The 24,243-nt window shown below is 69.9% G+C and carries 24 protein-coding genes and 3 pseudogenes; 10 read left to right on the forward strand and 17 right to left on the reverse strand.

Translation table 11 applies throughout. The features are described from left to right. Nucleotides 1-441: 441 nt before the first annotated feature. On the reverse strand, nt 442-1,029 hold the full coding sequence (locus tag IE274_RS37935) for a hypothetical protein (protein WP_190120505.1): 588 nt from the start codon (nt 1,027-1,029) through the stop codon (nt 442-444). Between the two features lie 926 nt (nt 1,030-1,955). On the opposite strand from IE274_RS37935, the gene IE274_RS37940 reads away from it, so the two are divergent. Beyond that, complete coding sequence (locus IE274_RS37940; RefSeq protein WP_190120506.1) at nt 1,956-2,498, forward strand: GNAT family N-acetyltransferase; 543 nt, start codon at nt 1,956-1,958, stop codon at nt 2,496-2,498. Between the two features lie 29 nt (nt 2,499-2,527). On the opposite strand, the pseudogene IE274_RS40580 reads toward IE274_RS37940, so the two are convergent. Together IE274_RS40580 and IE274_RS37945 are read right to left on the reverse strand one after the other, a co-directional pair. Beyond that, a pseudogene (locus tag IE274_RS40580) lies at nt 2,528-2,677 on the reverse strand (IS256 family transposase); the annotation flags it as partial. Between the two features lie 124 nt (nt 2,678-2,801). Next, the gene (locus IE274_RS37945; RefSeq protein WP_190120507.1) at nt 2,802-3,071 is read right to left on the reverse strand and encodes a hypothetical protein; all 270 of its coding nucleotides are present in this window, start codon (nt 3,069-3,071) and stop codon (nt 2,802-2,804) included. A 45-nt stretch (nt 3,072-3,116) separates the two neighbouring features. Between IE274_RS37945 and IE274_RS37950 the strand changes: the two genes are divergently transcribed. The 4 genes from IE274_RS37950 (at nt 3,117) to IE274_RS37965 (ending at nt 5,717) form a co-directional block, all read left to right on the forward strand. Then, on the forward strand, nt 3,117-4,175 hold the full coding sequence (locus tag IE274_RS37950) for a DUF6461 domain-containing protein (protein ID WP_190120508.1): 1,059 nt from the start codon (nt 3,117-3,119) through the stop codon (nt 4,173-4,175). 258 nt (nt 4,176-4,433) lie between these two features. Beyond that, on the forward strand, nt 4,434-5,126 hold the full coding sequence (locus IE274_RS37955; RefSeq protein WP_190120509.1) for a transposase: 693 nt from the start codon (nt 4,434-4,436) through the stop codon (nt 5,124-5,126). 36 nt (nt 5,127-5,162) lie between these two features. Then, entirely contained in the window at nt 5,163-5,348 is a 186-nt protein-coding gene (locus tag IE274_RS37960) for a LysR family transcriptional regulator (protein ID WP_190120510.1), read from the forward strand. A 78-nt stretch (nt 5,349-5,426) separates the two neighbouring features. After that, nucleotides 5,427-5,717: a 2Fe-2S iron-sulfur cluster-binding protein gene (locus IE274_RS37965; RefSeq protein ID WP_198898051.1), complete on the forward strand. Its 291-nt coding sequence runs from the start codon at nt 5,427-5,429 to the stop codon at nt 5,715-5,717. Nucleotides 5,718-5,838: 121 nt separating this feature from the next. On the opposite strand, the gene IE274_RS37970 is transcribed toward IE274_RS37965, so the two are convergent. The 4 genes from IE274_RS37970 to IE274_RS37985 all read right to left on the reverse strand — a co-directional run bounded on the left by IE274_RS37970 (nt 5,839) and on the right by IE274_RS37985 (nt 11,577). Continuing rightward, complete coding sequence (locus tag IE274_RS37970) at nt 5,839-6,546, reverse strand: response regulator transcription factor (protein ID WP_190120511.1); 708 nt, start codon at nt 6,544-6,546, stop codon at nt 5,839-5,841. Continuing rightward, nucleotides 6,543-7,772, reverse strand: coding sequence for a sensor histidine kinase (locus tag IE274_RS37975; RefSeq protein ID WP_190120512.1), 1,230 nt, complete (start codon nt 7,770-7,772; stop codon nt 6,543-6,545). Before IE274_RS37975 ends, IE274_RS37970 begins: the two co-directional genes overlap by 4 nt. A gap of 99 nt (nt 7,773-7,871) precedes the next feature. Beyond that, on the reverse strand, nt 7,872-10,094 hold the full coding sequence (locus IE274_RS37980; RefSeq protein ID WP_190120513.1) for an MMPL family transporter: 2,223 nt from the start codon (nt 10,092-10,094) through the stop codon (nt 7,872-7,874). Between the two features lie 241 nt (nt 10,095-10,335). Beyond that, entirely contained in the window at nt 10,336-11,577 is a 1,242-nt protein-coding gene (locus IE274_RS37985) for an FAD-dependent monooxygenase (RefSeq protein WP_190120514.1), read from the reverse strand. A gap of 78 nt (nt 11,578-11,655) precedes the next feature. Between IE274_RS37985 and IE274_RS37990 the strand changes: the two genes are divergently transcribed. Continuing rightward, nucleotides 11,656-12,231, forward strand: coding sequence for a TetR/AcrR family transcriptional regulator C-terminal domain-containing protein (locus IE274_RS37990; protein WP_190120530.1), 576 nt, complete (start codon nt 11,656-11,658; stop codon nt 12,229-12,231). On the opposite strand, the gene IE274_RS37995 is transcribed toward IE274_RS37990, so the two are convergent. The 3 genes from IE274_RS37995 to IE274_RS38005 all read right to left on the reverse strand — a co-directional run bounded on the left by IE274_RS37995 (nt 12,179) and on the right by IE274_RS38005 (nt 14,471). Further along, nucleotides 12,179-12,667, reverse strand: coding sequence for a hypothetical protein (locus tag IE274_RS37995; RefSeq protein WP_190120515.1), 489 nt, complete (start codon nt 12,665-12,667; stop codon nt 12,179-12,181). The two genes, IE274_RS37990 and IE274_RS37995, sit on opposite strands and share 53 nt — an antisense overlap. A gap of 382 nt (nt 12,668-13,049) precedes the next feature. Next, nucleotides 13,050-13,586, reverse strand: a complete 537-nt coding sequence (locus IE274_RS38000; protein WP_190120516.1) for a dihydrofolate reductase family protein — start codon at nt 13,584-13,586, stop codon at nt 13,050-13,052. A gap of 279 nt (nt 13,587-13,865) precedes the next feature. Next, nucleotides 13,866-14,471, reverse strand: coding sequence for a dihydrofolate reductase family protein (locus IE274_RS38005; protein WP_190120517.1), 606 nt, complete (start codon nt 14,469-14,471; stop codon nt 13,866-13,868). Between the two features lie 239 nt (nt 14,472-14,710). Between IE274_RS38005 and IE274_RS38010 the strand changes: the two are divergent. Then, nucleotides 14,711-14,797: pseudogene (locus tag IE274_RS38010) on the forward strand (IS5/IS1182 family transposase); the annotation flags it as partial. An 84-nt stretch (nt 14,798-14,881) separates the two neighbouring features. Here the strand turns inward: IE274_RS38010 and IE274_RS38015 are convergent. Beyond that, on the reverse strand, nt 14,882-16,006 hold the full coding sequence (locus IE274_RS38015; protein WP_190120518.1) for an MFS transporter: 1,125 nt from the start codon (nt 16,004-16,006) through the stop codon (nt 14,882-14,884). Between the two features lie 104 nt (nt 16,007-16,110). Further along, complete coding sequence (locus IE274_RS38020) at nt 16,111-17,061, reverse strand: MerR family transcriptional regulator (RefSeq protein ID WP_190120519.1); 951 nt, start codon at nt 17,059-17,061, stop codon at nt 16,111-16,113. A 91-nt stretch (nt 17,062-17,152) separates the two neighbouring features. On the opposite strand from IE274_RS38020, the gene IE274_RS38025 reads away from it, so the two are divergent. Then, on the forward strand, nt 17,153-17,692 hold the full coding sequence (locus IE274_RS38025) for a GNAT family N-acetyltransferase (RefSeq protein ID WP_190120520.1): 540 nt from the start codon (nt 17,153-17,155) through the stop codon (nt 17,690-17,692). A 294-nt stretch (nt 17,693-17,986) separates the two neighbouring features. On the opposite strand, the gene IE274_RS38030 is transcribed toward IE274_RS38025, so the two are convergent. From IE274_RS38030 to IE274_RS39905, 4 genes are all read right to left on the reverse strand, one after another. Beyond that, nucleotides 17,987-19,483, reverse strand: coding sequence for a phage exclusion protein Lit family protein (locus tag IE274_RS38030; RefSeq protein ID WP_190120521.1), 1,497 nt, complete (start codon nt 19,481-19,483; stop codon nt 17,987-17,989). Continuing rightward, nucleotides 19,480-19,833 (reverse strand): hypothetical protein, encoded by a 354-nt coding sequence (locus tag IE274_RS38035; RefSeq protein WP_190120522.1) that lies wholly within the window; start codon nt 19,831-19,833, stop codon nt 19,480-19,482. Before IE274_RS38035 ends, IE274_RS38030 begins: the two co-directional genes overlap by 4 nt. 267 nt (nt 19,834-20,100) lie before the next feature. Beyond that, on the reverse strand, nt 20,101-20,565 hold the full coding sequence (locus IE274_RS39900) for a helix-turn-helix domain-containing protein (RefSeq protein WP_229910096.1): 465 nt from the start codon (nt 20,563-20,565) through the stop codon (nt 20,101-20,103). Further along, nucleotides 20,520-20,897, reverse strand: a complete 378-nt coding sequence (locus IE274_RS39905; RefSeq protein ID WP_229910097.1) for a DJ-1/PfpI family protein — start codon at nt 20,895-20,897, stop codon at nt 20,520-20,522. The genes IE274_RS39900 and IE274_RS39905 overlap by 46 nt, the downstream gene beginning before the upstream one ends. Nucleotides 20,898-20,967: 70 nt before the next feature. Here IE274_RS39905 and IE274_RS38045 point away from each other — a divergent pair, with 70 nt between their 5' ends. Together IE274_RS38045 and IE274_RS40520 are read left to right on the forward strand one after the other, a co-directional pair. After that, the gene (locus IE274_RS38045; protein WP_190120523.1) at nt 20,968-21,114 is read left to right on the forward strand and encodes a hypothetical protein; all 147 of its coding nucleotides are present in this window, start codon (nt 20,968-20,970) and stop codon (nt 21,112-21,114) included. Nucleotides 21,115-21,446: 332 nt separating this feature from the next. Next, a pseudogene (locus IE274_RS40520) lies at nt 21,447-21,994 on the forward strand (protein-L-isoaspartate O-methyltransferase family protein). Nucleotides 21,995-22,336: 342 nt separating this feature from the next. Here the strand turns inward: IE274_RS40520 and murJ are convergent. Then, a complete protein-coding gene (gene murJ, locus IE274_RS38055) occupies nt 22,337-24,025 on the reverse strand; it encodes a murein biosynthesis integral membrane protein MurJ (protein ID WP_190120525.1) in 1,689 nt (562 codons plus the stop codon). Between the last annotated feature and the right edge of the window lie 218 nt (nt 24,026-24,243).

The raw sequence follows: 24,243 nt of genomic DNA on the forward strand, positions 1-24,243 counted from the left end.
GTCTGTGGCTGCTTCCGGATTCGGATCGGTGTGGGCTTGCCGGGCGTTTTAGCGGACCGCGCCGTCCCCGACGACCTGCATCACGCGATCAGTCAGGCGAGCCGCGTCGGCCGCCACACGGAGGCCGCGTCCATCGCGGCCGCGTGGGAGCAGACTGCCCTGCGCCAGCACGGCACGTGGCTGCCCGAGCATCGCGGCCTTTGTCGCCGTGGTGTTGGCCTTCGTTTCTCGACGCGTTCTCCCTCACCGGCGCACGCACACAGCGCCTCGTGCGCGGCCTACACCCGCGCGCCCGCCTGGGGCTGCGGCCCCTCCGATTAGGAGGTGTCCTCGAACAGCGGCGCCCGATGCTCGAGCGCCGGCTTTCTCTGTTGGCGACGCGCGAGCGGGGCACCTGCCGGAGCTGCCTCTCCGGCCCCGGGCGCACGTCGCACCGAGCCGCTACGCTGTCCGCCGTGCGCGAGCGTACTTGCGGACCTTCCTGGCATCCATTTCCCGGCCCGAACGCCGCCGCGCACCGGCGTAGAACACGGCCGTCACCGTGATCGCGAACATACCTCCCGTGGCCGACAGGCTGACGGTGTCGAGACCCCGGTCCCTCGTGGCCTCGGCCCACGGATCGAGTCCGCCGTGCGGGTCCTTGAACAGCGTGATGTGCTGTTTGGACTTGAACTGTCCGTAGCAGTTCTGCCGCTCGCCGAGATCCGTCACCGCGCCCGAGGTGTCGACCACGCGGCAGATGTCCCGCTCATGGCCCTTGGCGTTGTACCGCTTCGCGGTGTCGACCACCAGGGCGTCCGTCCTCTCGCCGAACTGCTTGAGGTAGGTCTCATGCAAGGTCGGCCCCGAGAAGAAGCCGGTCCCCATGACGGCCGCGACCGCCAGGAGGGCGGCGCCCGCCCGGTTCCAGAGGCCGCCGACCAGGATGCCCGCGACGGCGGCTGCGGCCAGGACAGTGACGACGCTGGCCCAGATCCCGAGATACAGGCCGATCACCGTGCCCGCGACGGTCCCCAGCGGAATCAGCACAGCCCACAGCAACGAGTTCAACGTGCGTGGGCGCGTGTACGCGGGCACCGAAGCGGGCGCTGCCGGTACTGCCTGAGTTGTCTCGTCCGTCCCGGCAGCCCCGGTCGAGCCCACAGTTCCCCCTGTCACAGCCAGCTGACGAATTCGCCTCAGCAACCCTACGGGGTAGCTGAACCTGGCACCTGAACGGCCGTCTCATCGTGCGCCCGCTCGCCTCGGAATGGGTGAGGGTGCCGTCGCGTCCTGGTCCTGTCCGGCGATCGTGGGTCGCAGGGTGCTGTGCGCAGCCGGCCTGCGCTGGCTCGGGCGGTCGGTTGGGCACACGGACAGCGCCTGGGGGATCCAGGTGGGCGGGGTGGGGTCAGAGATGTCCCAGCCACACCATCGTTCGTCGAAGAGTTCACCGGTGTCAGGGGCGACGACGCCTGCCGGGACGAGGACGGGACGCGGCCTGACGGGGCGGAACCCCTTTGGCACGTTCAGTGAGCCAGCGCTGGTAGTTGGCGCGTTCGAGGGCGTGCCGCGCGCCTGTGCTCTCCTATGCCGGTGGCGCCCTGCTGTTCGACGGCTTCGTCGAGGACCTGGTCGTCGGGGTGCAGGCGGACCTCGCTGGCGAGGTAGGAGCCAGGTAGTACCGGCCCTCGCACTCGAGGGCGAGGCCGTGGGCGAGGAGCCTCTCCAAGCGGCGGGTGACGGTGGTGCGGTGCAAGGTGGTGGCCTGCTGCAGGACCGCCAACGGCGACCTCGACGCCTACTGGAAAGTTCATCTCGCCAGAGAGCATCAACGCCTCTACCCAACCAGTGACCAGGACAGATACGTCCTCACGGCCTGACGGCTGCTGTTCCTTCCGGAGATCGGACCCACCGGGAATTCCCCAGGCTGGCCCACCCGGCTCACCCCCGCCCTGGCATGCCATGATCCCGAGATGACTGACAACGACCTTCTCCTTCAGCAGTTCACAGCACCGCACCAGGTCACGCCTCAACTGAGGCAGGCGCTCGTCGAATGCTGGGTCGAGGTCACCAACTCCGGAGGAGCAGCAGGGTTTCCGTTCCCTCCGATCGACGAGAAGCAAGCAGCACCGGCGGTGGACCGGATCGTCGGCTCTCTCGCACCGCAGACCAGCCGCTTGCTCACCGCAACTGTTGAGGGGGAACTGGTCGGCTGGCTCAACGTCCGCCGGGATACCTTCGAGCTCATCGCGCACTGGGGCACGCTCCACCACGTCCAGACGCGACCCGCACGGCGGGGACGAGGCTTCGGCGTCGCTCTCATGAGCGAACTCCGCAAGATCGCCCGCGACGAGATGGGCCTGGAGCAGCTCCATCTCGCCGCCCGGGGCGGCGTGGGCCTCGAAGAGTTCTACGGACGCCTCGGCTGGAAGGAGGTAGGCCGATGGCCCGCCGCACTCCGCCTTGCCCCAAGCGACGACCGTGACGAGATCCTCATGCTCCTCGCCCCGCTCTGACACCTCACAAACTGATCGACACGGTCACTCAGGAGGAGCCGCACCCGTTGCTGCAGCAGCCCGCCCTCGCTCGTGAGCTGCAGGCCCTCAGACCGGTCCCGGTCCACGAGCATCCCGATGAGCTGGTCGTCGACCGCAGCTGCGGCCTCAACCTCGGGTATCTCAGAGCCCTTTGTCATCACGTCAGTCACTTGGTGGCTCCACTTCTCCAAGCCAGCGATCAACCCAACCTGACATAGGTAGGCGATCCGCCGTTAATCAGACACTCCCTCGCTGGTCGGAGTGGGCGCCGAAGTTCGGCTCTCAGGCAGCGGCTGCAAAGGTGGCCGGCAGCACCTCGATCTGGCGGCGGGTCGGGCCAGGCGACCGGTCATGAGGGTGATGAACGCCTACTGGCGAAGGCGCGGCCGCGCCCCACGGACCGTCGTCTCTGAATGCCTTGGCGAGCCGTACGTCGCCTTCGACGACGCGGGCGAGGAAGCCCAGCTGGTTGCCGGTCTCGCGCACGATCGCCGCGGTGGACCGCAGAGAGTCGATGACGTCCGCGAGCTCCGCCGCCCAGCGGGCAGGCACCTGCCACCTCGCTTCGCTGTGAGTGGTGGCAGCGACAATCCAGGCATGACTTCACCCGAGCGCCTTGACGCTTTCCTCACCGGATTCGGACTTGAGCAGGCGGCCACGTTCACGGCCGTGCGCGGCGGCGACGAGGACGCCGTGATCCGGCTCTTCGGCGGTGACCCCGGAAGGGCCCGCCCCATGAACCTGGAGGAACTGCGCGACCACTACGACAGGGACTACATCCTGGTCTCCCGTTCGGGACCGGCGGTCGTCGTCGTGGAGAACAACGCCTATCAGGGGTCCCGCGAGGAGGTGCTGCGCCCGCTCTCCCGCCTGGGCCGCACTGCTAGTGCGTACTGGAACGTCAACGCGGTGTCCCGGCTGAGTCTGGCCGAGGACGGACTCGTGCTGTCGGGGCTTGACATGGTCGTGCCCGAGGACCCGTACGGGGCTCGCCCCGAGGCCTGGGAACCCCTGCTGGAGGGCCTGACCCTGGGGGTCGGCGGCAGCTGGGGCTCGGGCCTCGCGGCTGTCGAGCGCGCGACGGGTGCGCGGTTCGACGACGCGTGGATATCCGGTCCGCACCGTGTCGTGGAGATCACGCCGGTACCCGAGTACCTGCTGGGTCAGGGGCTCGTCGATTCACCCCTGCTCCAGCGGGAGCCCTTCGTCGGCTACCTGGCGGACCTGGGACCCGCGCTGCTGGGTCGGATGCGCCGCCATGCCCTGGAACTGGCCCTGGCTCACGCCGGCTTACGCGATCACCCCTTGGCCGTCGCGGCCCTCACGGCGGACGAAATCCCGGCCACCGCGAGAGAGCGGCTGCGGGACGCACTCACCGCCGCGGACGACACGGCTCTCTCCCAGTCCCACGCACTGAGGGCCGAGGAGGCTACGGACTTCGAACCCGAGTGGGAGCGCCCCTCCCACCTCGCCTTTCGGCAGGCCATCGTCTTCGGCGTCCTCGCGTGGTGCGTCGAGGCGCACTTGCCCACCCCGACGGACTGCCTCCCGGACATCACGAGCTCCCTGGTCATGGCGATGACAGGGGACAGCGAACGGGTCGTGGAGTTCTGGATGGTCGACCATCTGCACGACGCGGTACGACGTGAAGCCTGACTGGTTCCAACGGTCAGTCAGAGGCTGATCCCGGAGAGCCGAGTGAGTCGCAGCAGCTGGGGGTTTGAGCGTCGGTTTCTCGCGGATCTGGGACAGGGAGGTGGCCCCGCCGTGGCGTCGGCAGTATCGACGCCGGACGGGGCGGCTGGACTGTCGCCTGGTGCGGTACGCCGACGACTTTGTCGTGCTCGTGCACGGCACCAAGTCCGAGGCGGAAACCAGGGCCGCGGCATCCGGGAGATCGCCCGGGAACTCCACATGGGTGGCAACACGGTCCGCCGGGCCGCCCGCGCCGAAACGCCTGAGCAGATGTTCAACGGCCGTCACCAGCCCCGCCCCAGTCAGCTGGACCCCTTCAAAGCACACCTGGACCGGCGCTGGGCGGAGGGCCACACCAACGCCATTCATCTCCATGCTGACCTCAAGGAACGCGGCTATCAGGGCAGTTACCAGACCATCAGCGACTACCTGCGGCCCCGCCGCCGACGGCGCATCCTCATCGTCGGTCCGGCACCACCGGGCGTCCGCCAGGTCACCGGCTGGATGATGCGGCACCCCGACCATCTGAGGGAGGAGGATCGGGAGCAGCTCGCCGACATCCTCGCCCGCTGCCCCGGGCTGGCCGCCGGCGAACAACTCGTCCGGTCCTTCGCCGGAATCCTCACCACCCGCTCCGGCCAGCACCTCAAGGACTGGGTCATCGCCGCCCAGGCCGAAGACCTCCCCGGACTCCACACCTTCGCGCACGGCCTGGAGAAGGACTGGGACGCAGTGCTCCAAGGACTGACCACCCGCTGGAACTCCGGCCCCGTCGAGGGCCGGGTCAACCACAACAAAATGATCAAGCGTCAGATGTTCGGCCGAGCCAAGCTCCCCCTGCTCCGCAAGCGGGTCCTGCTGACCGCCATCCGGCATCCGGCACGAGCGGTCACCGACTCGGGCACCCGGTGATCGTCCTCACGGAATGTGTGCCTGATCTCGTTTGCAGTGAACGACGCCACCCTGGGCATCCCCCGCACCACGCTCAACGCCCGGCTGAAGATGCTGGAGACGGCCGCCGGATTCGCCGTCTTCCAACACCGCACCCGCCCCGTCACCGCGACACCGCGCGGACAGGCGCTCCTCGACGAGGCGCGCCTGCTGTTCGACCGGATCGACGGCGCCGCCCGGTAGCCGCTGCGTCGGCTGGAGATCCCCGAGGACCGGCTCCACCAGGAACGCTGCACCGCCATCCAGGCGCTGGCTGGCGCGGTGAGGCAGCCGCAGGAGATGACCGTCTCGGACGAGGGACAGCCGCCGGTCACCACCACGGTCCAGACGCTGCTGGAGGCAGGTCTGGCTACGGGCGTGGCCATGGAGCACTCCTGCACGGTGGGCACCTGCGGCGAGTGCATGGTGCGCCTGCGCGCTGGCCAGGTCACCCAGGCCGAACCCCACTGCCTGACCGACCGGCAGAAGGCGGACGGGTACGTCCTGGCCTGCACCAGCTGCCCGCTCTCCACCATGGTCGTCGACATCGCTCCGGAGCAGCACGGCACCTGAGACGGCTCGCCTCCCGGCCGCCGGGCCGGACCGCTCACTCCACGGCCGCTTGGCACGCGCCCGCCAAGGCGCGTGCCGAGCAGCCGTTCGCCGTTCCCGCGCCGGCATGCGGCGCGGCGCGCTACGGTGCCGGGCCGGTGCGCGGGCGGGCGGGGGGCGGCTGTGGCACGCGGGCGAAGCCGGTCCGGTAGGCGAGGGCGACGAGCTGCCCGCGGTGATGGGCGCCGAGCTTGTGCATGATGCGCTGGACGAAGGTGCGGACGGTGAGCGGGCTGACGCACAGGCGCTCGGCGATCTCGTCGTTGGTCAGGCCCTCGGCCGCGCACAGCAGGACCTCCTGCTCGCGGGGGGTGAGGTGGTCCATCTCGCGCGGGGTGGCCTGGGGGCGGTCAGGGCTGGATGCGGCGAGGTAGCGGGTGACCACCGTGTGGGTGGCGAGGGGGGAGAGCACCATGTCGCCGGCGGCGACGGTACGGATGGCGGCGAGGAACTCGGCGGGTCCGACGCCCTTGCCGAGGAACCCGCTCACCCCCGCGCGCAGGGCGCGGGTGATGTAGTCGTCGGTCTCAAAGGTGGTCAGGATCAGCACGCGGGTGCCGTTGAGCTGCGGGTCGGTGGTGATCTGCTCGGCGGCGGACAGGCCGTCCTGGCGGGGCATGCGAATGTCCATGACCACGACGTCGGGCGTGGTGCTGCGGGCCAGGCGCACGGCCTGTTCGCCGTCGCCCGCGGTGGCGACGACTTCGAGGCCGTCGGCGGCGTCGATGAGGACCTGGAAGGTCCCGGCGAGGAGCGCCTGGTCGTCGGCGAGCAGCACGCGGGTGGTCACGGGGCGTCCCTGGGTGTGGTCGGCGGCGGGCCGTGAGCAGTGAGGGTGGGCAGGTCGGCCCGCACTTCAAAGCCGGCCCCGCCGCGGGGGTGGGCGTGCAGGTGTCCGCCGACGGCGTGGGCCCGCTCGCGCATGCCGATCAGCCCGTACCCGGATACGCCCCGCGACCGGGGGGATGTGGGGGCGGGGCCGTCGTCGGTGACGGTCAGGGTCAGCCGGTCGGCGGTGTAGTGGAGGTGGACGGCGGCGGCGGTGGTCAGGGCGTGCTTGGAGACGTTGGTGAGTGCCTCCTGGGTGATGCGGTAGGCGGTGAGACCGACGCCGGGCGACAGCGGCCGGGCCGCGCCCTCGCGGGTGAGGGTGACGGCCAGGCCGACGCTCTCGAAGGACGCGAGCAGGTCGGGCAGCTGCGCCAGCCCCGGCGCGGGATCGGTCGACCCGGTGGGGTCGTCGTGTTCGCGCAGCAGGCCCACGGTCGCCTTCAGTTCGCCCAGAGCGGCGGTGAGGGTGGCGGTGAGGTTGCCGGTGACCTCGGCCGCCGCATCGGGGCGGGTGGCGAGGAGATAGTCGGCGGTGGCGGCCTGGGCGTGGGCGAGGGTGATGTGGTGGGCGACGACGTCGTGCAGCTCGCGGGCAATGCGCATCCGCTCGGCGCCCACCCGGCGGCGGGCCTCCTCCTCGCGGGTGTGCTCGGCCATCTCCGCGCGGGCCTCGACAGCCGTGACGTAGTCGCGGCGGCTGCGCAGTGCGTCAGCCACGGCCGCCGGCAAGAGGGTGAAGGCGGCCAGGCCCACCTGCTCCGGCCGCAGCTGCGCTTGGCCCGGCGGCCACAGGACGGACGCGGCCAGCAGCACCGCCACTGCGGCGGCGGTGCCACGGGCTGCGGTACGGCCGTCGGTGCGCCAGGCCAGCGAGGCGAGCGCCGCCATCACGGGGCCCGTGAGGGTGGAGCCGAACTCGTAACCGTGAGAAGGGCCGAGCACGCCGAGGACCGCGGTGCACCCGGTCGTGATGATCACGGTCAGGCGCGGGTGGGTACGGCCCAGCAGCAGCGCGGTGCACGCCAGGACAGCGACCGCGGCGGGGGCCGGCGGAGGCCAGCGCACGATGCGGGGCGGCTGCGCCATGGTGGTGGTCAGCACCGCCAGCACGCACAGGGCCGCCGCGACGGCCATGTCGAAGGCGCGCGGGTGGCACCGGGCCCACGACCGGATCTCAGCGATCATCCGCTCCTCCTTTCTCAACAGGTCCTCGACGGTTGGCGGCGGGCACCGGCCCCCGGGCACCCGCAGGGTCCGCGGGCGCCCGGGGGCCGGTGCGGCTGGTCAGACGTTCACTGACTCCTCCCGGGCCGAGGCGGCCCGGGCGGTGGTGGGTTCTGCGGCGAGGGTGCGGGTGAGCTTCTCGCCCTCGATGTCGAGGTCGGGCAGGATCCGGTCCAGCCACCTCGGCAGCCGCCACGCGGCCTTGCCCAGCAGGGCGAGCGCGGCGGGGACGATGGTCATGCGGACGACGAACGCGTCGAAGAGGACAGCGGCGGCCAGGCCCAGACCGAGCATTTTGATCATGGAGTCGGTCATGCCGATGAATCCGGCGAAGACGGCGATCATGATGACGGCTGCGGCCACGACGACGCGGGCGCTGTGACGGAAGCCGGTGACGATGGCCTGGGCAGGCGATGCGCCGTGGACGTACGCCTCGCGGATGCGGGTCACGAGGAACACCTCGTAGTCCATGGCCAGGCCGAAGACCACACCGATCAGGAAGATCGGCATCATGCTCATCACCGGGCCGGTCTGGGCGACGCCGAGCAGGTCGGCGAGCCAGCCCCACTGGAAGACCGCGACGATCACGCCGAAGGACGCGACGACCGAGAGCAGGAAGCCGAGTGCGGCCTTGAGCGGGACGAGGACGGAGCGGAAGACGACCATCAGCAGCAGGACTGCCAGGCCCACCACGACCGCGAGGTAGGGGATGAGGGCGGCGGTGACCTTGTTCGAGACGTCGATGTTCATCGCGGTCTGCCCGGTCACCCACATGGACGCGCCAGCATCGGCCTTCAGACCGGGGGCCTGGGCGCGGATGGTTTTCACCAGGTCCTTGGTCGCGCTGGCGGCCGGCCCGGTGCTGGGCACGGCGGCGATGATCGCGGTGTCGCCGACCTTGTTGAACGTGGCCGGGGACACCTCCACGATCCCCTTGGTGGCGGACAGGGCGGTGCGGGCCCTGGCGGCGGCGTCCTTGGCGTCGTCGGCGTCCTTGGCGTCGACGACGACGGTCAGGGGGCCGTTGAAGCCGGGGCCGAAGCCGTCGGCGAGCGCGTCGTAGGCGCGGCGCTGGGTGGTCGAGGTGGGCTGCGCCTCATCGCCGGGCAGGCTGAGCTGCAGGTCCAGGGCCGGGACCGCGACGATGCCCAGGCCCGCCACGCTCAGCAGGAGCGTCGCCAGCGGGCGGCGGATGACCAGGCGGGCCCATCGGCTTCCCGCGGGCTCCTTCCCCCGCCCCGGCGCGAGCACGGTCGTGGGTGTGGTGGGGGTACGGCGCTGGGCGCGGGGCAGGACGGCCTGCGGGAAGAAGCCGAGCAGGGCGGGCAGCAGCGTCAGGGCGACGAGCACGGCGATGACGACGGTCCCGGCGGCGGCCAGCCCCATGTCGGTCAGCATCGGCACCCCGGCCACCGACAGGCCGACCAGCGCGATGACGACGGTGGCGCCGGCGAAGACGACGGCAGATCCGGCCGTGCCCACCGCCCGGCCCGCGGCCTCCTCCGGGCCCTGCCCCTCGGCCCGCTCCGCGCGGTAGCGGGAGACGATGAACAGGGCGTAGTCGATGCCCACGGCCAGGCCCAGCATCAGCGCCAGAGTGATCGTCGTGGTGGACATGCCGACGGCAACGATGGCGCACACCCCGGCGCCCAGCCCGATCAGCGCGGTGACCAGGGGAAGCCCGGCGGCGACCATCGCACGGAAGGTGATGAACAGCACCAGCGCGGCGACCGCGATGCCGATCAGCTCGGTGATCCCGCCAAGTTCGGGTCCGCCGTCGACGGCGGACCCGCCGACCTCCACGGTCAGCCCCGCCGCCCGTCCGTCCTCGACCGCGTCCATCAGACCGTTGGTCGTCGCCTCGCTCAGGTCGTCGCTGGAGGCGCTGTAGGTGACGGTCGCGAATGCGGTGCTGGCGTCCTTGCTGACGGCCTCCGGCGCGAACGGGCTCGAGGCGTCCTTCACCTGCGTGCCGCGCGCCACGGTGTCGACGACCTTCTCGACGGCCGCCCGGTTCGCACGGGCGGTCACCTTCTGCCCGTCGGGCGCGGCGAACACGATCCGTGCGTCCGCGCCCTCCGCGTTGTCACCGGGGAAGCGCTCGTCGAGCAGGTCGAACGCCTTCTGCGACTCGGTGCCCGGGATGGAGAACCCGTCCTCCTCCGCGGCCGGAGCGCTGAGTGCGGCGAACGAGCAGGCTGCCAGGATCGCCACCCACAGCAGAGCGAAGTAGCGGCGTTGCCGGAAGGACAACCGGCCGAACCGATAGAGCAGGGAAGCCATGAAGGCACTCCAGTCGATGAGGAAGAAGAGGTCGCCGCGGCCAGCCGGTGCGCGCCGAGCGCGCAGGGGGCCGAGGCTCGCCCTCCATCGTTCGCGGCGAGCACCCCCGCGTCGTCCCGCGCCTGCCGACACCCGCCCGTACTGCAGCCGCAGTACGGCAGCCCCGCGACGAGACCCCGGCAGGACCGGCCGGGATCACTTCCGCCCCGGGCGGGCCGTACCCCTCAGCCGCAGTGCCGGCTCAGGCGGCGTCGGTGTAGGCGGGGAGCTGCCAGTCGCCGCCGCGGTCCTCCTTGGACATGCGCGCGACCAGGTCGGGGATGCGCAGGAAGCAGGCCAGCGCGGTGACGTTCTGGAACGCGGCGATCGCGTGCTTGTTCAAGGGCATGCCCACCCGCAGGATTCGCGGGTTGACCTCGCCCTGGATCTCGTCGACGAACGGGCGCAGGACGCGCTCGTAGTCGGCCAGCGCAGCCGGCAGGTCACCCGGGCTGCGGTTGATCTCCCCGGCCAGGACGTAGGCGCCGACCAGGCCGCCGGAGATCCCCATGCCGCTGTAGGGGGAGGCGCAGTGCGCGGCGTCCCCGGCCAGGGCCACCCGGCCCTTGGACCAGCTGTCGATGCGCACCTGGGCGATCTCCTGGGAGTAGAAGAACGGGCTGTCCTTCATACCCTCGACGAACCGCTCGGTCTGCCAGCCCGCGTCACTGAACCGCTCGGCCCAGAACTTCTGCTGCTCCTCGATCGGAGCGCGGTGGATCGCGGAGGCTTCCGCCGACTCCTCGCGCATCACGAAGTACACCTGCGTCTCAGTCGCGTTGTGGCTGCGCCGCATGATCTGCCGCCCGCCCGGAACCATGTAGGTGTCGCGGATGTTGGTGTCGGAGGCGATGCGCGGGACGAACCAGTACGCCATGTGGATGCCCACGCGCCAGTACGGGTCGAAGCCCTCGGGCAGCAGTGCCCGGCGGGTGCGCGACCCCTGCCCGTCGGCGCCGATCAGCAGGTCGTACTCGCCCGAAGTCCCGTCCGAGAAGTGCGCGGTGACCCTGTCGGAGTGCTGGTCGAAGCCGTCAACGCTCTTGCCGAAGACGTACTCGGCGTCGTCCTTCGTCGCCTCATGCAGGATGCGCACCAGGTCACCGCGCATGATCTCGTACTCCGAGGTCAGGGTCTGACGCCCCGTGCCGGAGGTATTGGCCATGATCGTCGCCTTCGGACTCCCGCGGGAGTCGACGAACGCCACGCCCGCCTCGTCCACCAGCTGACTGCGCACCTCCTCCAGCAGCCCCATCCGCGCCACCGCGTCGATGCCCTGCCCGCGCAGGTCCACCTGCGCCCCCGCGGCGCGCAGCGCCGGGAACCGCTCGACGACCGTCACCGCATGACCACCGCGGGTGAGCCAGAAGGCCAGCGCCTGCCCCGCGACACCGCCGCCGGCCAGCAGGATCCGCAGGGAACGCTTCGCGATCTTGTTCGTCATGACCCCACCCCAAAATCTATCGGTGATTGAATCCTCTCCAGATTCTTCTATCACCGATAGATTGTCAATGTGACCAAGATGAACCGCGAGACCGTCGTCACCGAGGCGCTGGACCTGCTCGACGACGTGGGCCTGGAAACCGTCAGCACCCGGCGGCTCGCCAAGCGCCTCGGCGTAGAGCAACCGTCGCTCTACTACCACTTCAAGACCAAAAAGGACCTGCTGGCCGCCATGGCCAAGGCGGCCATGGCCCCGCACGCCCACGCCCCCCTGCCGAAAGACGAGGACGACTGGCGCACCTGGTTCCTGGACAACTCCCGCAGCTTCCGCCGCACCCTGCTGATGCGCCGCGACGGCGCCCGCCTGCACGCCGGCAGCACGCCGACCGGCGACCTGGACCGGATCCTCCACAAAATGGCCTTTCTCGTCGCCTCCGGCGTACCCGAGCGGCAGGCACAGATGGCGATGCTGGCCGCCAGCCGCTACACCGTCGGCTGCGTGCTGGAGGAGCAGGCCGACGCCGACGCGCCGGACCCAGCGGACCTGCCGGACGACGTCCCCGCACTCGATCACGAGACGGCGTTCGAGGCGGGCCTCGCGCTCATCCTCGGCGGCCTCGAACAGCACACCGCCGCCCCCGACGCCGCCCACTGACCGCCGGCGGGCGAGGCCAGGACACGGCGCCTCGGGGGCCCCTCTCGTCGCAGGTGAGGCGCCCCAGGTAATCGCGCAGCCCCCACACGGCCGCCGCGACGAGCAGCCACACCACGGTCCCCGCCGGAAGCCGCCCGCCGAACGCACCGGTGAACAGGGCCACCGCCGACGGCGGCAGCGAGTGCGTCAGCAGGGCGCCCCAGCGCAGCCCCGCACCGGCCGCGGTCTGCGCGGCCACCGCTCCGGCCAGGCCGACGAGCACGTACACCGCGAAGCACGCGCACAGCAGCCAGCGCACGCTCGCCGGAAGCTCGTCGTGCCGGTGCTCCGCCAGCGCGCCCAGCCCCGCCGCCAGGGCGCCGAGCGCGCCGTTGGTCACGCTGTGCAGGAGCAGCACGATCCGCGGCGGCAGCGCCGACGCACGCAGGTTGGGCACCCCAAACGACCACCGCAAGACGGGCTCCGTTCGCGAGAGCCCACCGTCGCCCGCGGGATAGCCGGAACGGGCAGGGCGCAGCCGCCCGGAGCAGCATGCCGCCTGGATCGGGGACGGTCGAGCATTTCCCCGATCCAGGCGGCAACCGTGCCCGCACCGGCCAGTACGGGATCTGGGCCTTCAACTGCACAGAACCGCAGGTGGTCCTCGACCGCCCGCCCGTACGCGTCGATCGTGTGGGAAGCTCGACCGGTGCTCGCCATGAACTGCAGCCCCTGTCAGCCCAGTTGATGTTCAGCGAGAATGTTGATGTTCAGCGAGAGTGCGGAACTTGCCCCATGGGACGGGGGCGATGACAGCAGGCTAGTAGTTGCGACCGTGCCTACTTGCGCACGCGGAAGCGCAGCATGGTGACCCTGCCCGACTGGACGTTGCTGAACGGTTCCAGGTCGATCCGGTCGAGGCCCGGCGGCGCGAACCGGACGCCGTCGCTGAGCACCACCGGCAGCACGTACACCAGGATCTCGTCGACGAGGCCGCGCTGCAGGCACTGGGCGGCCACGTCGGCGCCGAGGATCTCCAGGTTCTTGTCGCCGGCGGCTCGACGTGCCGTGGCCACGGCTTCCTCGATGTCACAGGTGAGGAAGGTGACGCTGGGATCCGGCTCATCGGGCGGACGATGGGTGAGGACGAACTGCGCCCCACCGTCGTAGTCGGGGTTCTCGTCGGACATGCGCTTGCCGACCTCGTACGTGCCCCGGCCGATGAGCATGGCGCCCGTGGCCTCCATGACCTCCGGGAATGTCGCTGACGTCATGTGCTCGAAGATCCAGTCCATCGTGTGGCCGGGACCGGCGATGAACCCGTCGAGGGACATCGCCCTGTTCACGACCACTTTGCCGGTGCTCGCATCCGTCATGCGTCTTCTCCAAGCAGGTGGACGGCCGGGATCGCATCATAGGTCGGTGAGCAACATCTTCTCCGGCGGTAGCCACGACCTGGACCTGTCCAATGGCGCCACCGCGGTGTTCATCGACGTGCTGATGCTGGCCGTGTCCGATCTCGCCTCCGGGGGCGAGAGGAACCTCATCCCCCCGACCTGGACCGGGCATCCTGGTGTTGGCCGTTCGTCCCCTGTCAGGTCTTGCTCCGCGCCCGTCGGCGCCAGTCTGGTGGCCCTCCGGACCGGGGGGCGATGTCACGCAGGGGCGCCGAGCGGCGGGTGCTCGAGCACGCGGGGCTTGTACTCGACCAGCTGGATGCGGCCGTCGAATGTGCGGTGCTCGATCATCTCGAGGGCGACGTCCGGATAGCCGTCGTAAATGCGCTCCTCGCCCGTAGCCCCGGTGATCACCGGGAACATCACGACCCGGAAACGGTCGACGAGTCCGGCTCGCAGCAGGGACCGGCACAGGCTGAGGCTGCCGAGCGTACTGAGGAGCCCCGAGCCGCTCGCCTTCATGGCGCGGACCGCCTCAACGGCGTCGTCGGGGACGAGCGTGGAGTTGGCCCACGTCAGTGGCGCCTCCAGCGAGGAGGAGAACACCACCTTGGACGCTCGCGTGAGTTCGTCGACGGACGCCTCTTCTTCGGGCCTGAACTCGTCTTGGCCATCCGGGACCTCGCCTGCGGCGAAGCCCGACATCAGGCGGTAGGTGTTCGCTCCCATCAGGTAGGTGGCCGCGGGCTGCTCGCCGAGCCAGGCAAGGTACTCCGGGCCCTCGAGGCCCCAGAACCCGGGCCATCCCTCTCCCGATGCGTAGCCATCAAGGGAGGTGATGAAGTCGACGAGAAGTTCCGACATGGCGGCGTCCTTTCCTGGGGTGTCACGAGCTTGGACCGGCCGGGAGCCACAAACTCATCGCCGCGCCGTGTCAGAGCCCCACCGCAGCCCGTTCGTCACGTCCGCCCTCCCCGCAGCCGGCACGCCACGTCGCAACGCAGCCGAGCAGCCCCACCCGGGGAACGATCACTTCACAAAGGGGAAAAGATCTTCAAGGCCCCAGGAAACTGCAGGTCATCCCTCTTCGAGAACGCCCCCGCCGTCGGCGTCCGGCCAAGCTCCATGCCGACAAGGGCTACGACTACGATCACCTGCGCAAGAGGCTTCGTGAGCGTCGCATCCGCCCGGATCACATCTTTTACCTGGACGAACTGACCATGGAACTGGCTATCGCCTGGATCGCCGAGCGATATCGGGGCGGCTTGGCAAGGTCATTGACGTTGGCGTGTCCGCGCACGCCAGCTGACCGCAGCGGCCATCACGGCAAGGACAGGGACGGCAACAAGGGCCGTTCTGCTTCCTTTCGAATCGGCGAGCTGGGCGAACACTGCCGCCCCTGCAGCACCGCCAGCCATGTCGAAGGTGCTGAGCCAGGACATGGTCTCGGTGACACGCCCCTTCGGCGCCAGATCACCTCCTCTGGTGCGGAGAACGGCGAAGAGTGAGCCGATGAGCAGGCCGGCAACAGGGCAGGCCGTAAGCACGGCCACGGGCGAGAACTGTGTGGCCACAGCCAGGGCGGCAGCGCCGATCGCGAACACGCCCAACAGGACGGGAAGCTCGAGGCTGCGCGACGGCAGCTGCGGGACCGCGCCCAGAGCGAAGCTCCCCAGGACGCTGCCGACTGCGAGGCTACCCAGATACAGGCCAGTGAGCTCGACCGCGTGCTCCTCCCGCGCGTAGATCGGCAGTACTACGTCCACGGCGGTCACAGCCATGACGAAGAGAGCATCAGCGACCAACAGGCGGCGCAGCGACGGTGATGCCAGAGGCCCCAGCCAGTGACCGGTCCGTCCCGAACGCGCGGGCACGGCAGGGGATTTGATCACCAGAGTGACGGTAGTGGCCGTCATCGCCGTGATGGCTGCGTAGGACATGACAGGTGAGAGCGACAGGCTGAGCCAGCTGGCGAGCACCGGGCCGACGATCAAAGCGGCGCCCATCATGGAGGCGTCGAGAGCCATCGCCGTACTCAGTGTGGTACCGGTCGTGGCGCTGTGCCAGAGCGAGCGCATCATGACCGCGACGGGAGGAGCAGTCGAGCCCATGGCCGCGGCGAGTGCGCACACCACGGTGGTGTTCCCGCCGCCTCTTGCCGACACGATCAGGGCTGCGGTGACGGTGAGATGAGCGAAGAGACAACCCAACAAGACCGGGCCGACTGGGTAGCGGTCGATCAGCCGTCCGCGCAGCGGGGCGGTCAAGCCCTGGCCAAGGGTGGAGCAGCTCACCGCCACCCCGGCGGTTCCATACGAGTACGTGCTGCTGACCAGGAGCAGCAGGCTCAGGCCAGCCATGCTCGATGCCAGCTTCGATGTCATGCCGATGGTGGCCATGCGCCAGAAGCCGGGTACATGAAACAGGGCCCGATAGTCGGCAAGGAAGCTTGGCGAGGCGAGGGGAGACGAGTCGGTGGGGGCGCGCACGGTGCGCGGTCGGCTCACCGCTGCGGCACCCGGGTGCGCAGTGCCGCGGCGGACCAGACCAGCGTGGGTGCCAGACTCTCCGGCGCCGGCCAGCCGTTGATGACAGCCAGCAAGGAGAGGTACTGGTCCCGGCGTGGATCGTTCATCTGGTCCAGCCGGGCAGCAAGACGCAGATAGAGATCGCAGGGGCCGGACGGGGGCGGGCTGCCGACGATGTGCGCATAGTGTGCAGCGAGCGCCGTGACGATCGGCTCTGCTTCGGGTGAGTCCGGCTCGACACCGGCTTCGATTGCCGGAGTCACCTGGGCTCGGACGGCTTCGGCGAGGATCCGGGGCAGGCCCGTGGTGTCGCTCGGGGCCCTGTCGTCCGCCAGGTCCTTGGCCATGCCGTGCAACGTGGTGCGGAAGCCGTCGTCCTGGAACAGCTCGGCCAACTCCACCCACGCCTCGATCTGTTCAGGTACTGGGTCGTCGGGCAGTTCGGGAGTCAGCGAGCGTGTGACCGCCGCGAACGCGGGGTGATCATGCAGACCGTCGAACACGGCGTCGAGGAAGTCGTCGATCAGGCACTGCCGTTCGGTCTCGGACAGTCGTGCCAGCTTGTGCATGAGATCCATCTCCTGGGGAGTCGAGCCGCGCCTGGCCACCGCCGTCAGCACGGCGCGACGCTGTCGCAAGACCCGGATCTGCACATCCAGCGCCTCGGCATGCATCGCTGCGACGTCCGCCAGCGAGACCTCCCGCTCCATGACCTTGCGGATCGTGGCCAGGTCAATTCCCAGCTCGCGCAGGGTGCGTACGAGGTCGATGCGGGCGATGGCATCGCAGTCGTAGCGGCGGTAGCCGGCCGGGGTGCGGTCGGTCGGCGGCACGATCCCGGTATCGGCGTAGAACCGGATGGCTTTCACCGTCAGGCCTGTCCGCTGCGCCAGATCGCCGATCGAGTAAAGCGTCTTGCCGTTCATGCCCCTCACTCTCACGTCTCCCCTTACAGGAGACTCAAGCACCATCGAACATCGAGGTGGCGCTCGGCGGGCGTGCGATAGGTTGCCCGCCATGGCTGAACTCGGACCCATCGCCTGGCCACCCGCCCCGATATGGACCGAACGGCTCGTGCTCCGTGAGTCCGAGGCCCGGGACCGTGCGGCGTTCATCGAGCTGATGGCGTCGCCAGAGGTGCACACCTACCTCGGTGGCCCCCGGCCGCGTGACGAGCTTGAGCGTGAGATGCCCGGGGTGCCCGAGCGGTGGCCCGGGAGTTTCGTCGTTGATCTCGACGGGGCGATGATCGGTCAGATCCTGCTCAGGAGAGCACCGGGCCATCATCGTCCGGCTGCCGCGGGGAAGGCCGATCTCGGCTACCTGTTCCTGCCGTGGGCGTGGGGATGCGGGTACGCCGCCGAGGCGTGCGCGGCGGCACTCGACTGGTTCGACGGCGTCCTTCCCGGCGAGCCGGTGGTGCTTGCCACCCAGACCGCCAACGTCGGCTCGATGCGCCTCGCGGCGAAGCTGGGGTTCATAGAGGTAGAGCGGTTTCATGCCTGGGACGCCGAGCAGTGGCTCGGCCTGCGGTCCCCGGTCACGCCGTCCGGTTGAGCCTGGGCAATCCGTCGAACGTATTTGTTGTTGGGTGTTCCGTCGCGTGTCCCGTCCATTCGGTCGGTGGGCATGGAGGGCACGTTCCACTCGAGTGACGGCTGGCAGTCATGGGCGCTGCCAGCGAAGCCGGTGATCAGAGTCCAGGACCGCGACCGTGGTGCGCACGGTCGCGGCGGGGAGACCGCTCGAGTCGGCAGGGGGGGGGCAACAGCACGGTGTGCAACGCCCGCCGCCCCGACGGGACTACGGCGCTGTCAACGTCGAACGCCCAGGCCCGCGCATGGGGCGGATCTATCCCGGGGAGCTGTTCGGCGCCGGTGGCTCCTGGGCGGGGCGGCCGTCGGGGCCCTGCGCGAGGGGGGCTCGACGCGGCTGCACGCGCCTGGCGATCAGCATGCCCGCCGCCAGCGCGTGCGGCGCCAACCACGGCTCCGCGATGCCCCGCTCGTTGAAGGACCGGGTGATGTGCTCCTTCAACGTGAAGAAGGTGAGCGCCCGTTGAGGGTTGCACAGCGCGTGGGAGGTCTCTTCGTCCACGCCCCAGCGCCGCAGCGCGGACGCCGGTTCCCCGGCGGCGGCCAGCCGCGCTCCCTCGCCCAGCCAGGCGGTGTCGGCCGTGGCGTGCCGTTCCAGCCAGGCGACGTGGAAGTCCTCCGTTTCGCACTGCAGCGCGTCGAGATCGCCGACCGCTTCCAGGTACGAGCGGGGCATAGGGCTGAACACCAGGTCCGGGTCCAACGCCTGCCAGGAGAAGGGCCGGGCATGCTCTGACAGATCGGTGGCGGCCTCCGTGGCTTTCATCGGTACGCGCAGGAGACGGCGTGTGGACCGCTGTTTGCCTGGCTTGAGCTGCTCCAGCAGCCAGCCCGTCCGGACCGCGGCCGGGGGATGCGTGCAACCGCGGTGGACGAACAGCGTCCGCTCCGCCACGTGCAGGGCCATCATGGCCATCAGCGCGGCCATGGTGGCCCGTTCCAGCATGACCATCGTTTCCCACCGGCTGTGGCTTTGCCTGTCACTGGCTCGTCTGGTGGCCTGGAAGGCGAGCCGGTCCGCGTCCCGTTCCCTGCGGTCGTCCGCGGAGCAGGCCGGGAGGTGCTCGCCCGGCGCGAACGCGCTCGGGCCGTGGGAGTGCCCGAGAACGTGGTGGGCCATCTCATGGCCGACGACGAAGCGATAGGCGAGGTGACCGAGCTGCGCGGCGTACCGCTCGCCCTCCGGGCTGAGCCGCACCCCCAACTGCATCGACACGGCCAAGGCCCGCTGATGGGCGGTGTGGTAGCGCAGCAGGGCGGTGAGCACGTCCTCGTACCCGAAGACCTCCCCCTTGCCGAGGTCGCGCAGCAGCCGCCAGAAGGCCGTGGGCCGCGACGTGGCGTGGGACCTCTTGTCGGCGCAGAGAGCGAGGTACTGGCAGTAGCTGGAGCACATGCCGAAGATCCCGTCGGCCACGATGACCAGGCCCGAGCCGTCGTCGAAGGGGGTCATCTGGGCCGACACGGCTTGGTCGAGCGTGGTGACGACGCGTACCGAGTCGAGCCGGGCGGCGCTCGCCCCGAGGTCGGCCATCGCGGCCCTCAACTCCTCGCCCACCATGTCCACGAAGACGCCGGACGGGTCGGCGCCCGGCTTGTACCAAGGGCTTTGTCGCCAACTGGTGGAGTCGTCGTCGAGCTGTCGTACCAGGTCATGGGCCCCGAGCTCCCGCAGTTGCCGCCTCTTTTCCGCCAGCGCCGCCTCGCGGTCCGCCTGGAGGAGCGCGCGCTTGCGGTCCGCCAGGGTCTTCATGGGCGCGCGGGCGCGTTGCGGCAGAAGGTGCCGAGTCCCACCCTGGCGACGAGGACGGCAATGAGGGCGGCCGTCGTGGGGTCGCCGATGGACTGCTGGAGCAGTTCCTGGAGGGCGTAGGCGTCGAGGAGCCGGTCCGAACCGGTGGTGCCCATGAGCGCCTGGGCCCGTTCGTGATGACAGATCTTGCTCTGCAGCTCCCGGTGCTTGTTGGCGAACCACTGCTGCCCGAACCGGCGTTTGTCCTCGTCGTCAGCGGGGGAGAGCGGCACGCCCTCACCCAGGAGCTCCGCCCCCAGCAAGGCGTACAGCTCGTCGTCGCTCCTGTGCCAGTACTCCTCGACGGTCATGTGGTCCCGTTCCCCCCGCCGCCCCCGAGCGGTCACTCGCCGTGACCCGCTGTCATCTGCTCCGGGAGCATAAGGCCCGCCGCTTCCGTGCGGTGCGCGGGAACGACGAACTGTGCACGGGTGCGGCCGGAGCGACAGCAGAGGTGCGTGTGGGGGACGCCGCGCTCAGCCGTCGGGGGCGTCGTGGCGGCGGAACGTGGCGCGGTACACGCTCGGCTGCGGCCCCGTGTGCCGGGCGAAGAGGGCGCCGAACGTCCCGGCGTCGCGTTACCCGACGTCGGCGGAGATGCTCGCGATGGTCCTCTCGGTTGTTTCCAGCAGGTGCCTGGCCCGGCGCACCAGGACGGTATGCAGATACTCAGCGGTGTGCAGATACTCAAGGGGCGTCTGGCTCGCCTCGTCGCGGAAACGGCGCAGCATGGTCTTGATGCTGACCTGGAACGCCAGGGCGAGGCCGGGCAGGTCTGAGCGCTCCGTGAGGTTCTGGTCAAGCCACCGATTGACGCCGAGCGAGAAGCCGCTGCCCACGGCGGACAGGCGTTCCAGGTCGACGCAGGCGGACTGCGCGGAGCGCGCGTCGTCGAGGAGCGTGTCGCGCGCGGTGGCGCGGGCCACGCGGGGGCCGTCATGCTCGCGGACGAGGCGCAGCGCGAAGTCGTACATCGCGCTGGAGGCCGCCGTGGTCGTCACGCCGCCGTCGGTGACGACGAGTTGCTCGGAGCGGATGCGCACGTCGGGTACCGGCGGGCGAGCCGGTCCGCGTACAGCCAGGACGTCGTCTCCTCGCGCCTGCGCAGCAGACCCGCCTCCGCCAGCAGGAACGCGCCGACACAGACGGCGACGACCGCCGTGCCCGCCGTGCCCCGCGCGCGGATTACGGCCGCCGCCGGTTCGAGGCGCACCAGGGCCGCGCCGACGTCGAGCGCGGGCGGCACCTCGAAGCCCGGCAGGACGAGCAGGTCCGCCTCGGCTGCCGCCCATACCCGAAGCGTCCGGATCCCGCGCCCGCCCTGTCTTGAGCTCCGGACGCAGCACCGTCTACGAACGAGCAGCTCCCTTCCCACGCTGGCCTCGGCGGCGAGACGATGCCCCTGGTGGTGTCGTTCGCGATGGCACGATGGAGGGAGCCGTCTGGTGTCCAGCCCTCATGGCCAGGGTCCGGCGCCGCAGGACCTGGAGGAGATCCCGCAGCCTGCCCAATCTCAGCCCCCATCCGCCAACGGACACGAGGACGACGATCAGCCACCGCCCTCCGAGCCCGGCACGGACGAGCAGACGTGAGTCCCGAGCCCGGCTTCCTTTCACTGCGTGCCGAGTGCGCCCGAGCGCTCGCCGCGCAGGGGTACTTCGTCGGCGGTGATTGGCTGTGCGAGCTGTTTGAGGCGGTGCCGCGCGAGGCGTTCGTACCGGACGGGGTGTGGCTGGACGATGCGGATGATCAGCAGCGCTGGCTGTTCCTCGACCGCCACCGCGAGCTGCGGCCTTGGGCCGACGCGGTCTATGACCTCCACACGCCGCTGGTCACCCAACTCGACGACGGAAGCGTCCCCGCGACCGGCCCGGCCAAGGGGACGTTCACCTCGTCGCTGTCCGCACCGTCGGTGGTTGTGCGCATGCTGCGTGAACTGAGCCCGGAGCCTGGGGCGCGAATCCTTGAGGTCGCCACCGGCAGCGGATACAACGCGGCCCTGCTGAGCGCCCGCTGCGGGGAGGAGAACGTCACCACCGTGGACATCGACGCGCACCTCGCAGCCAGGGCAGCGAAACGGCTGGCCGATGCCGGATTCCACCCCACCGTGGTGACCGGCGACGGCGAAAAGGGCTACCTCCCCGGGGCCCCTACGACGTGGTCATCTCCACTGCCTCCACCTACCGCCTCCCTCCCGCCTGGGTCACCCAGATCCGGGCTGGCGGCGCCGTTCTCACCCCGCTCGCCACGCCGATGGGCACCGACGCCCTGCTCAAGCTGACCGTGGACGGCCGCGGAGGCGGGAAAGGCGGCTTGGTCTGCGCCCTGCGGTTCATGCGCATGCGGGGCCAGCGTCAGCCTGGCCCATGGAGCGCGTACGGATGGCCGCGCCTGCCCGACTTCGCCGTGGCAGTCGAGGGCGGGGGACAGTCCATCACCCTGAATCCGGGTGAGCCGCGCCCCCGGGGCTGAGTGGTTGTCTCTCTTCCTAGTCGTCCTCCCGTGGACAGTGACCGCTGGTCATGGGCGGTAAAGAGGGCTGGCAGAGCTTGGACGTGGACGTCGGCCTGCGCTGGGTGGCGGACGCTCCTGTCGAGGTGAAGGGTGAAGGGTGAAGGGTGAAGGGTGAAGGGTGAAGGGTGAAGTGCGTGCGTCGTCCGAGGCGTTCCCCGCTGAGGTAGCCGACCTGGTCGAGGCTGGCGATGACGGGCGGTCCGGCGAACCCTCAACTTCACCGGGACTCCCCGGGGCAGGTACCAGGTGACCGGCGCCGAGTAGCTGGTGACGAGGCCCAGCTACTCGGCGCCGCCGACGTCACCTCAGCCCTGGCAGGCTCCGCAGCTCACTGATCTTGAGGACACGGGCAAGAAGCAGGAACAGAAGTGCCATCGTGGCGCCGCCTGCGGCCAGGGCCAGGCCGGGAGTCCAGGTGGCCGACACCAGGTTCGTGGAACAGGTGCGGGCGACGAGCCAGCCGAGGGCACCGGCGGTGAGGGCGGAGGCCGTCAGTTTGCCGTAGGTACGGCACAGCCGCTTGCCGTCCAGTCGGCCTTCGAGGCGTCGTCGCAGCCGCAGGGCCGTGAGCAGCAGGCCGAAGGCGTAGGAGGCGGTGTACGCGGCGGCCATCCCGGTGACTGCCCAGCGTGCGGGCAGCAGCAGATGGCAGCCGGTGGCCAGGGAGATGTTGACGGCACTGATCCATACCGCCATCCAGAACGGCGTGCGGGTGTCCTCGAAGGCGTAGAAGCCGCGCAGCAGCAGGTACTGAGCAGAGAAGGGGATCAGGCCGAGCCCGAACGCCTGGAGCATATGGCCCAGTGGCTGGGCGGATGCGGCGTCGGCGGCGCCGTGGGCGAACAGCAGTTGCGCTATCTGCGGGCCGAAGGCGAGGAAGAAGAAGGAGGCGGGGACGATCACGACGCCGCTGATCCGCAGTGCGCGGGACAGGTCGCCTCGTACGTCGTCCAGACGCCGCTCGGCGACGGCCCGGCTCACCCGGGGCAGCAGGGCTGTAACCAGCGAGACCGTGATGATCGCCTGGGGCAGCATCCAGATCGTCTGCGCGTTGGAGTAGGCGGTGAAGCCCACACCGTCCTCCGGCAGGCTTTGGTCGGCCACCGAGGCGTAACGGGTCACCACGGTGCTGGCAACCAGGTTGGCCAGCACGAACAGCAGGGTCCAGCGGGCCGCACTGATGCTCTTCCGCAGGCCGGTGTGGCGCCAGTCGAAGCGGGGGCGGAAGCGGAAGCCCGCGGCGCGGACGAAGGGGATCAGGGCGAGTGCCTGGATGGCCAGGGCGAGTGTCGTGCCGACGCCCAGGAGCGTCACCTGGGTCTGGGCGATGTCCTGCACGCGGTCCGGGACCGTCATGAGCCCGACGTAGACACCGAACACCGCGATCAGGACGAGGTTGTTGAGGACGGGAGTCCACATCATCGCCCCGAACCGGTTCCGGGCGTTGAGGACTTGGCCCAGGATGCTGAACAGGCCGTAGAAGAAGATCTGTGGCAGCAGGAACCGGGCGAACGTCACCGTCAGCTCGAACGCCGCGTGGTTGTCGGGCGTATCACTCTGGTAAAGGCTGATGATCTGCGGTGCCGCCCACACCGCCAGCGCCGTGCCGACTCCGAGCACGCACAGCACGAGGGTGACCAGGCGCTGCTCGAATGCCCTGCCGCCGTCCGGCTGCTCGGTCCGGGCCCGTACCAGCTGCGGCACCAACACTGAGTTCAGCGCCCCGCCGATGAACAGGAAGTACAGGCTGGTCGGCACCGTGTTGGCCTGGTTGTAGGTGGTGGCCAGCAGCCCGGTACCCAGTGCGGCCGCCTGCAAGACCTGTCTGATCAGACCCGTCGCCCGGGACACCACCGTCCCCGCCGCCATCAGCAGGGACGAGCGCAGCAGCCCGCCCCTGACCGCCCCCGATTTCGGGGCAGCGTGCCGCCCCCGCTTCTGTCGTCTCCGTGACCGTACTGTCGCCTCGCTCGGCGTCCCCTCCGTCATGAGCCCAATCTACGACTCGAAGATCATCACAGGGTCGGCTGCCCCAGCAGACCGGGCCGCCTGTGCATCCGCTGGGAAACCCGCGACGACATCCACGAAGCATTCCGCAAACTCGCCTGCTCACTGATCTGCTGGCGACGCCTGCGAACCACGTTGCCCTAGGAGCTCTAAGAGGTGCTAACAAAGGCGTTCGACGTGGCGGTGGGTGATCAGGCAGG

This window comes from Streptomyces flavofungini, assembly GCF_014650815.1.
Lineage (GTDB): Bacteria > Actinomycetota > Actinomycetes > Streptomycetales > Streptomycetaceae > Streptomyces > Streptomyces flavofungini.

What these genes read in the sequence shown, in the direction of transcription:
- IE274_RS37980 (WP_190120513.1), bottom strand. Translation starts at nt 10,094, where the DNA reads ATGGCTTCCCTGCTCTATCGGTTCGGCCGGTTGTCCTTCCGGCAACGC.
- IE274_RS37975 (WP_190120512.1), bottom strand. Translation starts at nt 7,772, where the DNA reads ATGATCGCTGAGATCCGGTCGTGGGCCCGGTGCCACCCGCGCGCCTTC.
- IE274_RS38030 (WP_190120521.1), bottom strand. Translation starts at nt 19,483, where the DNA reads ATGAAGACCCTGGCGGACCGCAAGCGCGCGCTCCTCCAGGCGGACCGC.
- IE274_RS37950 (WP_190120508.1), top strand. Translation starts at nt 3,117, where the DNA reads ATGACTTCACCCGAGCGCCTTGACGCTTTCCTCACCGGATTCGGACTT.
- IE274_RS38005 (WP_190120517.1), bottom strand. Translation starts at nt 14,471, where the DNA reads ATGTCGGAACTTCTCGTCGACTTCATCACCTCCCTTGATGGCTACGCA.
- IE274_RS38025 (WP_190120520.1), top strand. Translation starts at nt 17,153, where the DNA reads ATGGCTGAACTCGGACCCATCGCCTGGCCACCCGCCCCGATATGGACC.
- IE274_RS37990 (WP_190120530.1), top strand. Translation starts at nt 11,656, where the DNA reads ATGAACCGCGAGACCGTCGTCACCGAGGCGCTGGACCTGCTCGACGAC.
- IE274_RS38015 (WP_190120518.1), bottom strand. Translation starts at nt 16,006, where the DNA reads ATGGCCACCATCGGCATGACATCGAAGCTGGCATCGAGCATGGCTGGC.
- murJ (WP_190120525.1), bottom strand. Translation starts at nt 24,025, where the DNA reads ATGACGGAGGGGACGCCGAGCGAGGCGACAGTACGGTCACGGAGACGA.
- IE274_RS38020 (WP_190120519.1), bottom strand. Translation starts at nt 17,061, where the DNA reads ATGAACGGCAAGACGCTTTACTCGATCGGCGATCTGGCGCAGCGGACA.
- IE274_RS37940 (WP_190120506.1), top strand. Translation starts at nt 1,956, where the DNA reads ATGACTGACAACGACCTTCTCCTTCAGCAGTTCACAGCACCGCACCAG.
- IE274_RS37955 (WP_190120509.1), top strand. Translation starts at nt 4,434, where the DNA reads ATGGGTGGCAACACGGTCCGCCGGGCCGCCCGCGCCGAAACGCCTGAG.
- IE274_RS38000 (WP_190120516.1), bottom strand. Translation starts at nt 13,586, where the DNA reads ATGACGGATGCGAGCACCGGCAAAGTGGTCGTGAACAGGGCGATGTCC.
- IE274_RS38035 (WP_190120522.1), bottom strand. Translation starts at nt 19,833, where the DNA reads ATGACCGTCGAGGAGTACTGGCACAGGAGCGACGACGAGCTGTACGCC.
- IE274_RS37985 (WP_190120514.1), bottom strand. Translation starts at nt 11,577, where the DNA reads ATGACGAACAAGATCGCGAAGCGTTCCCTGCGGATCCTGCTGGCCGGC.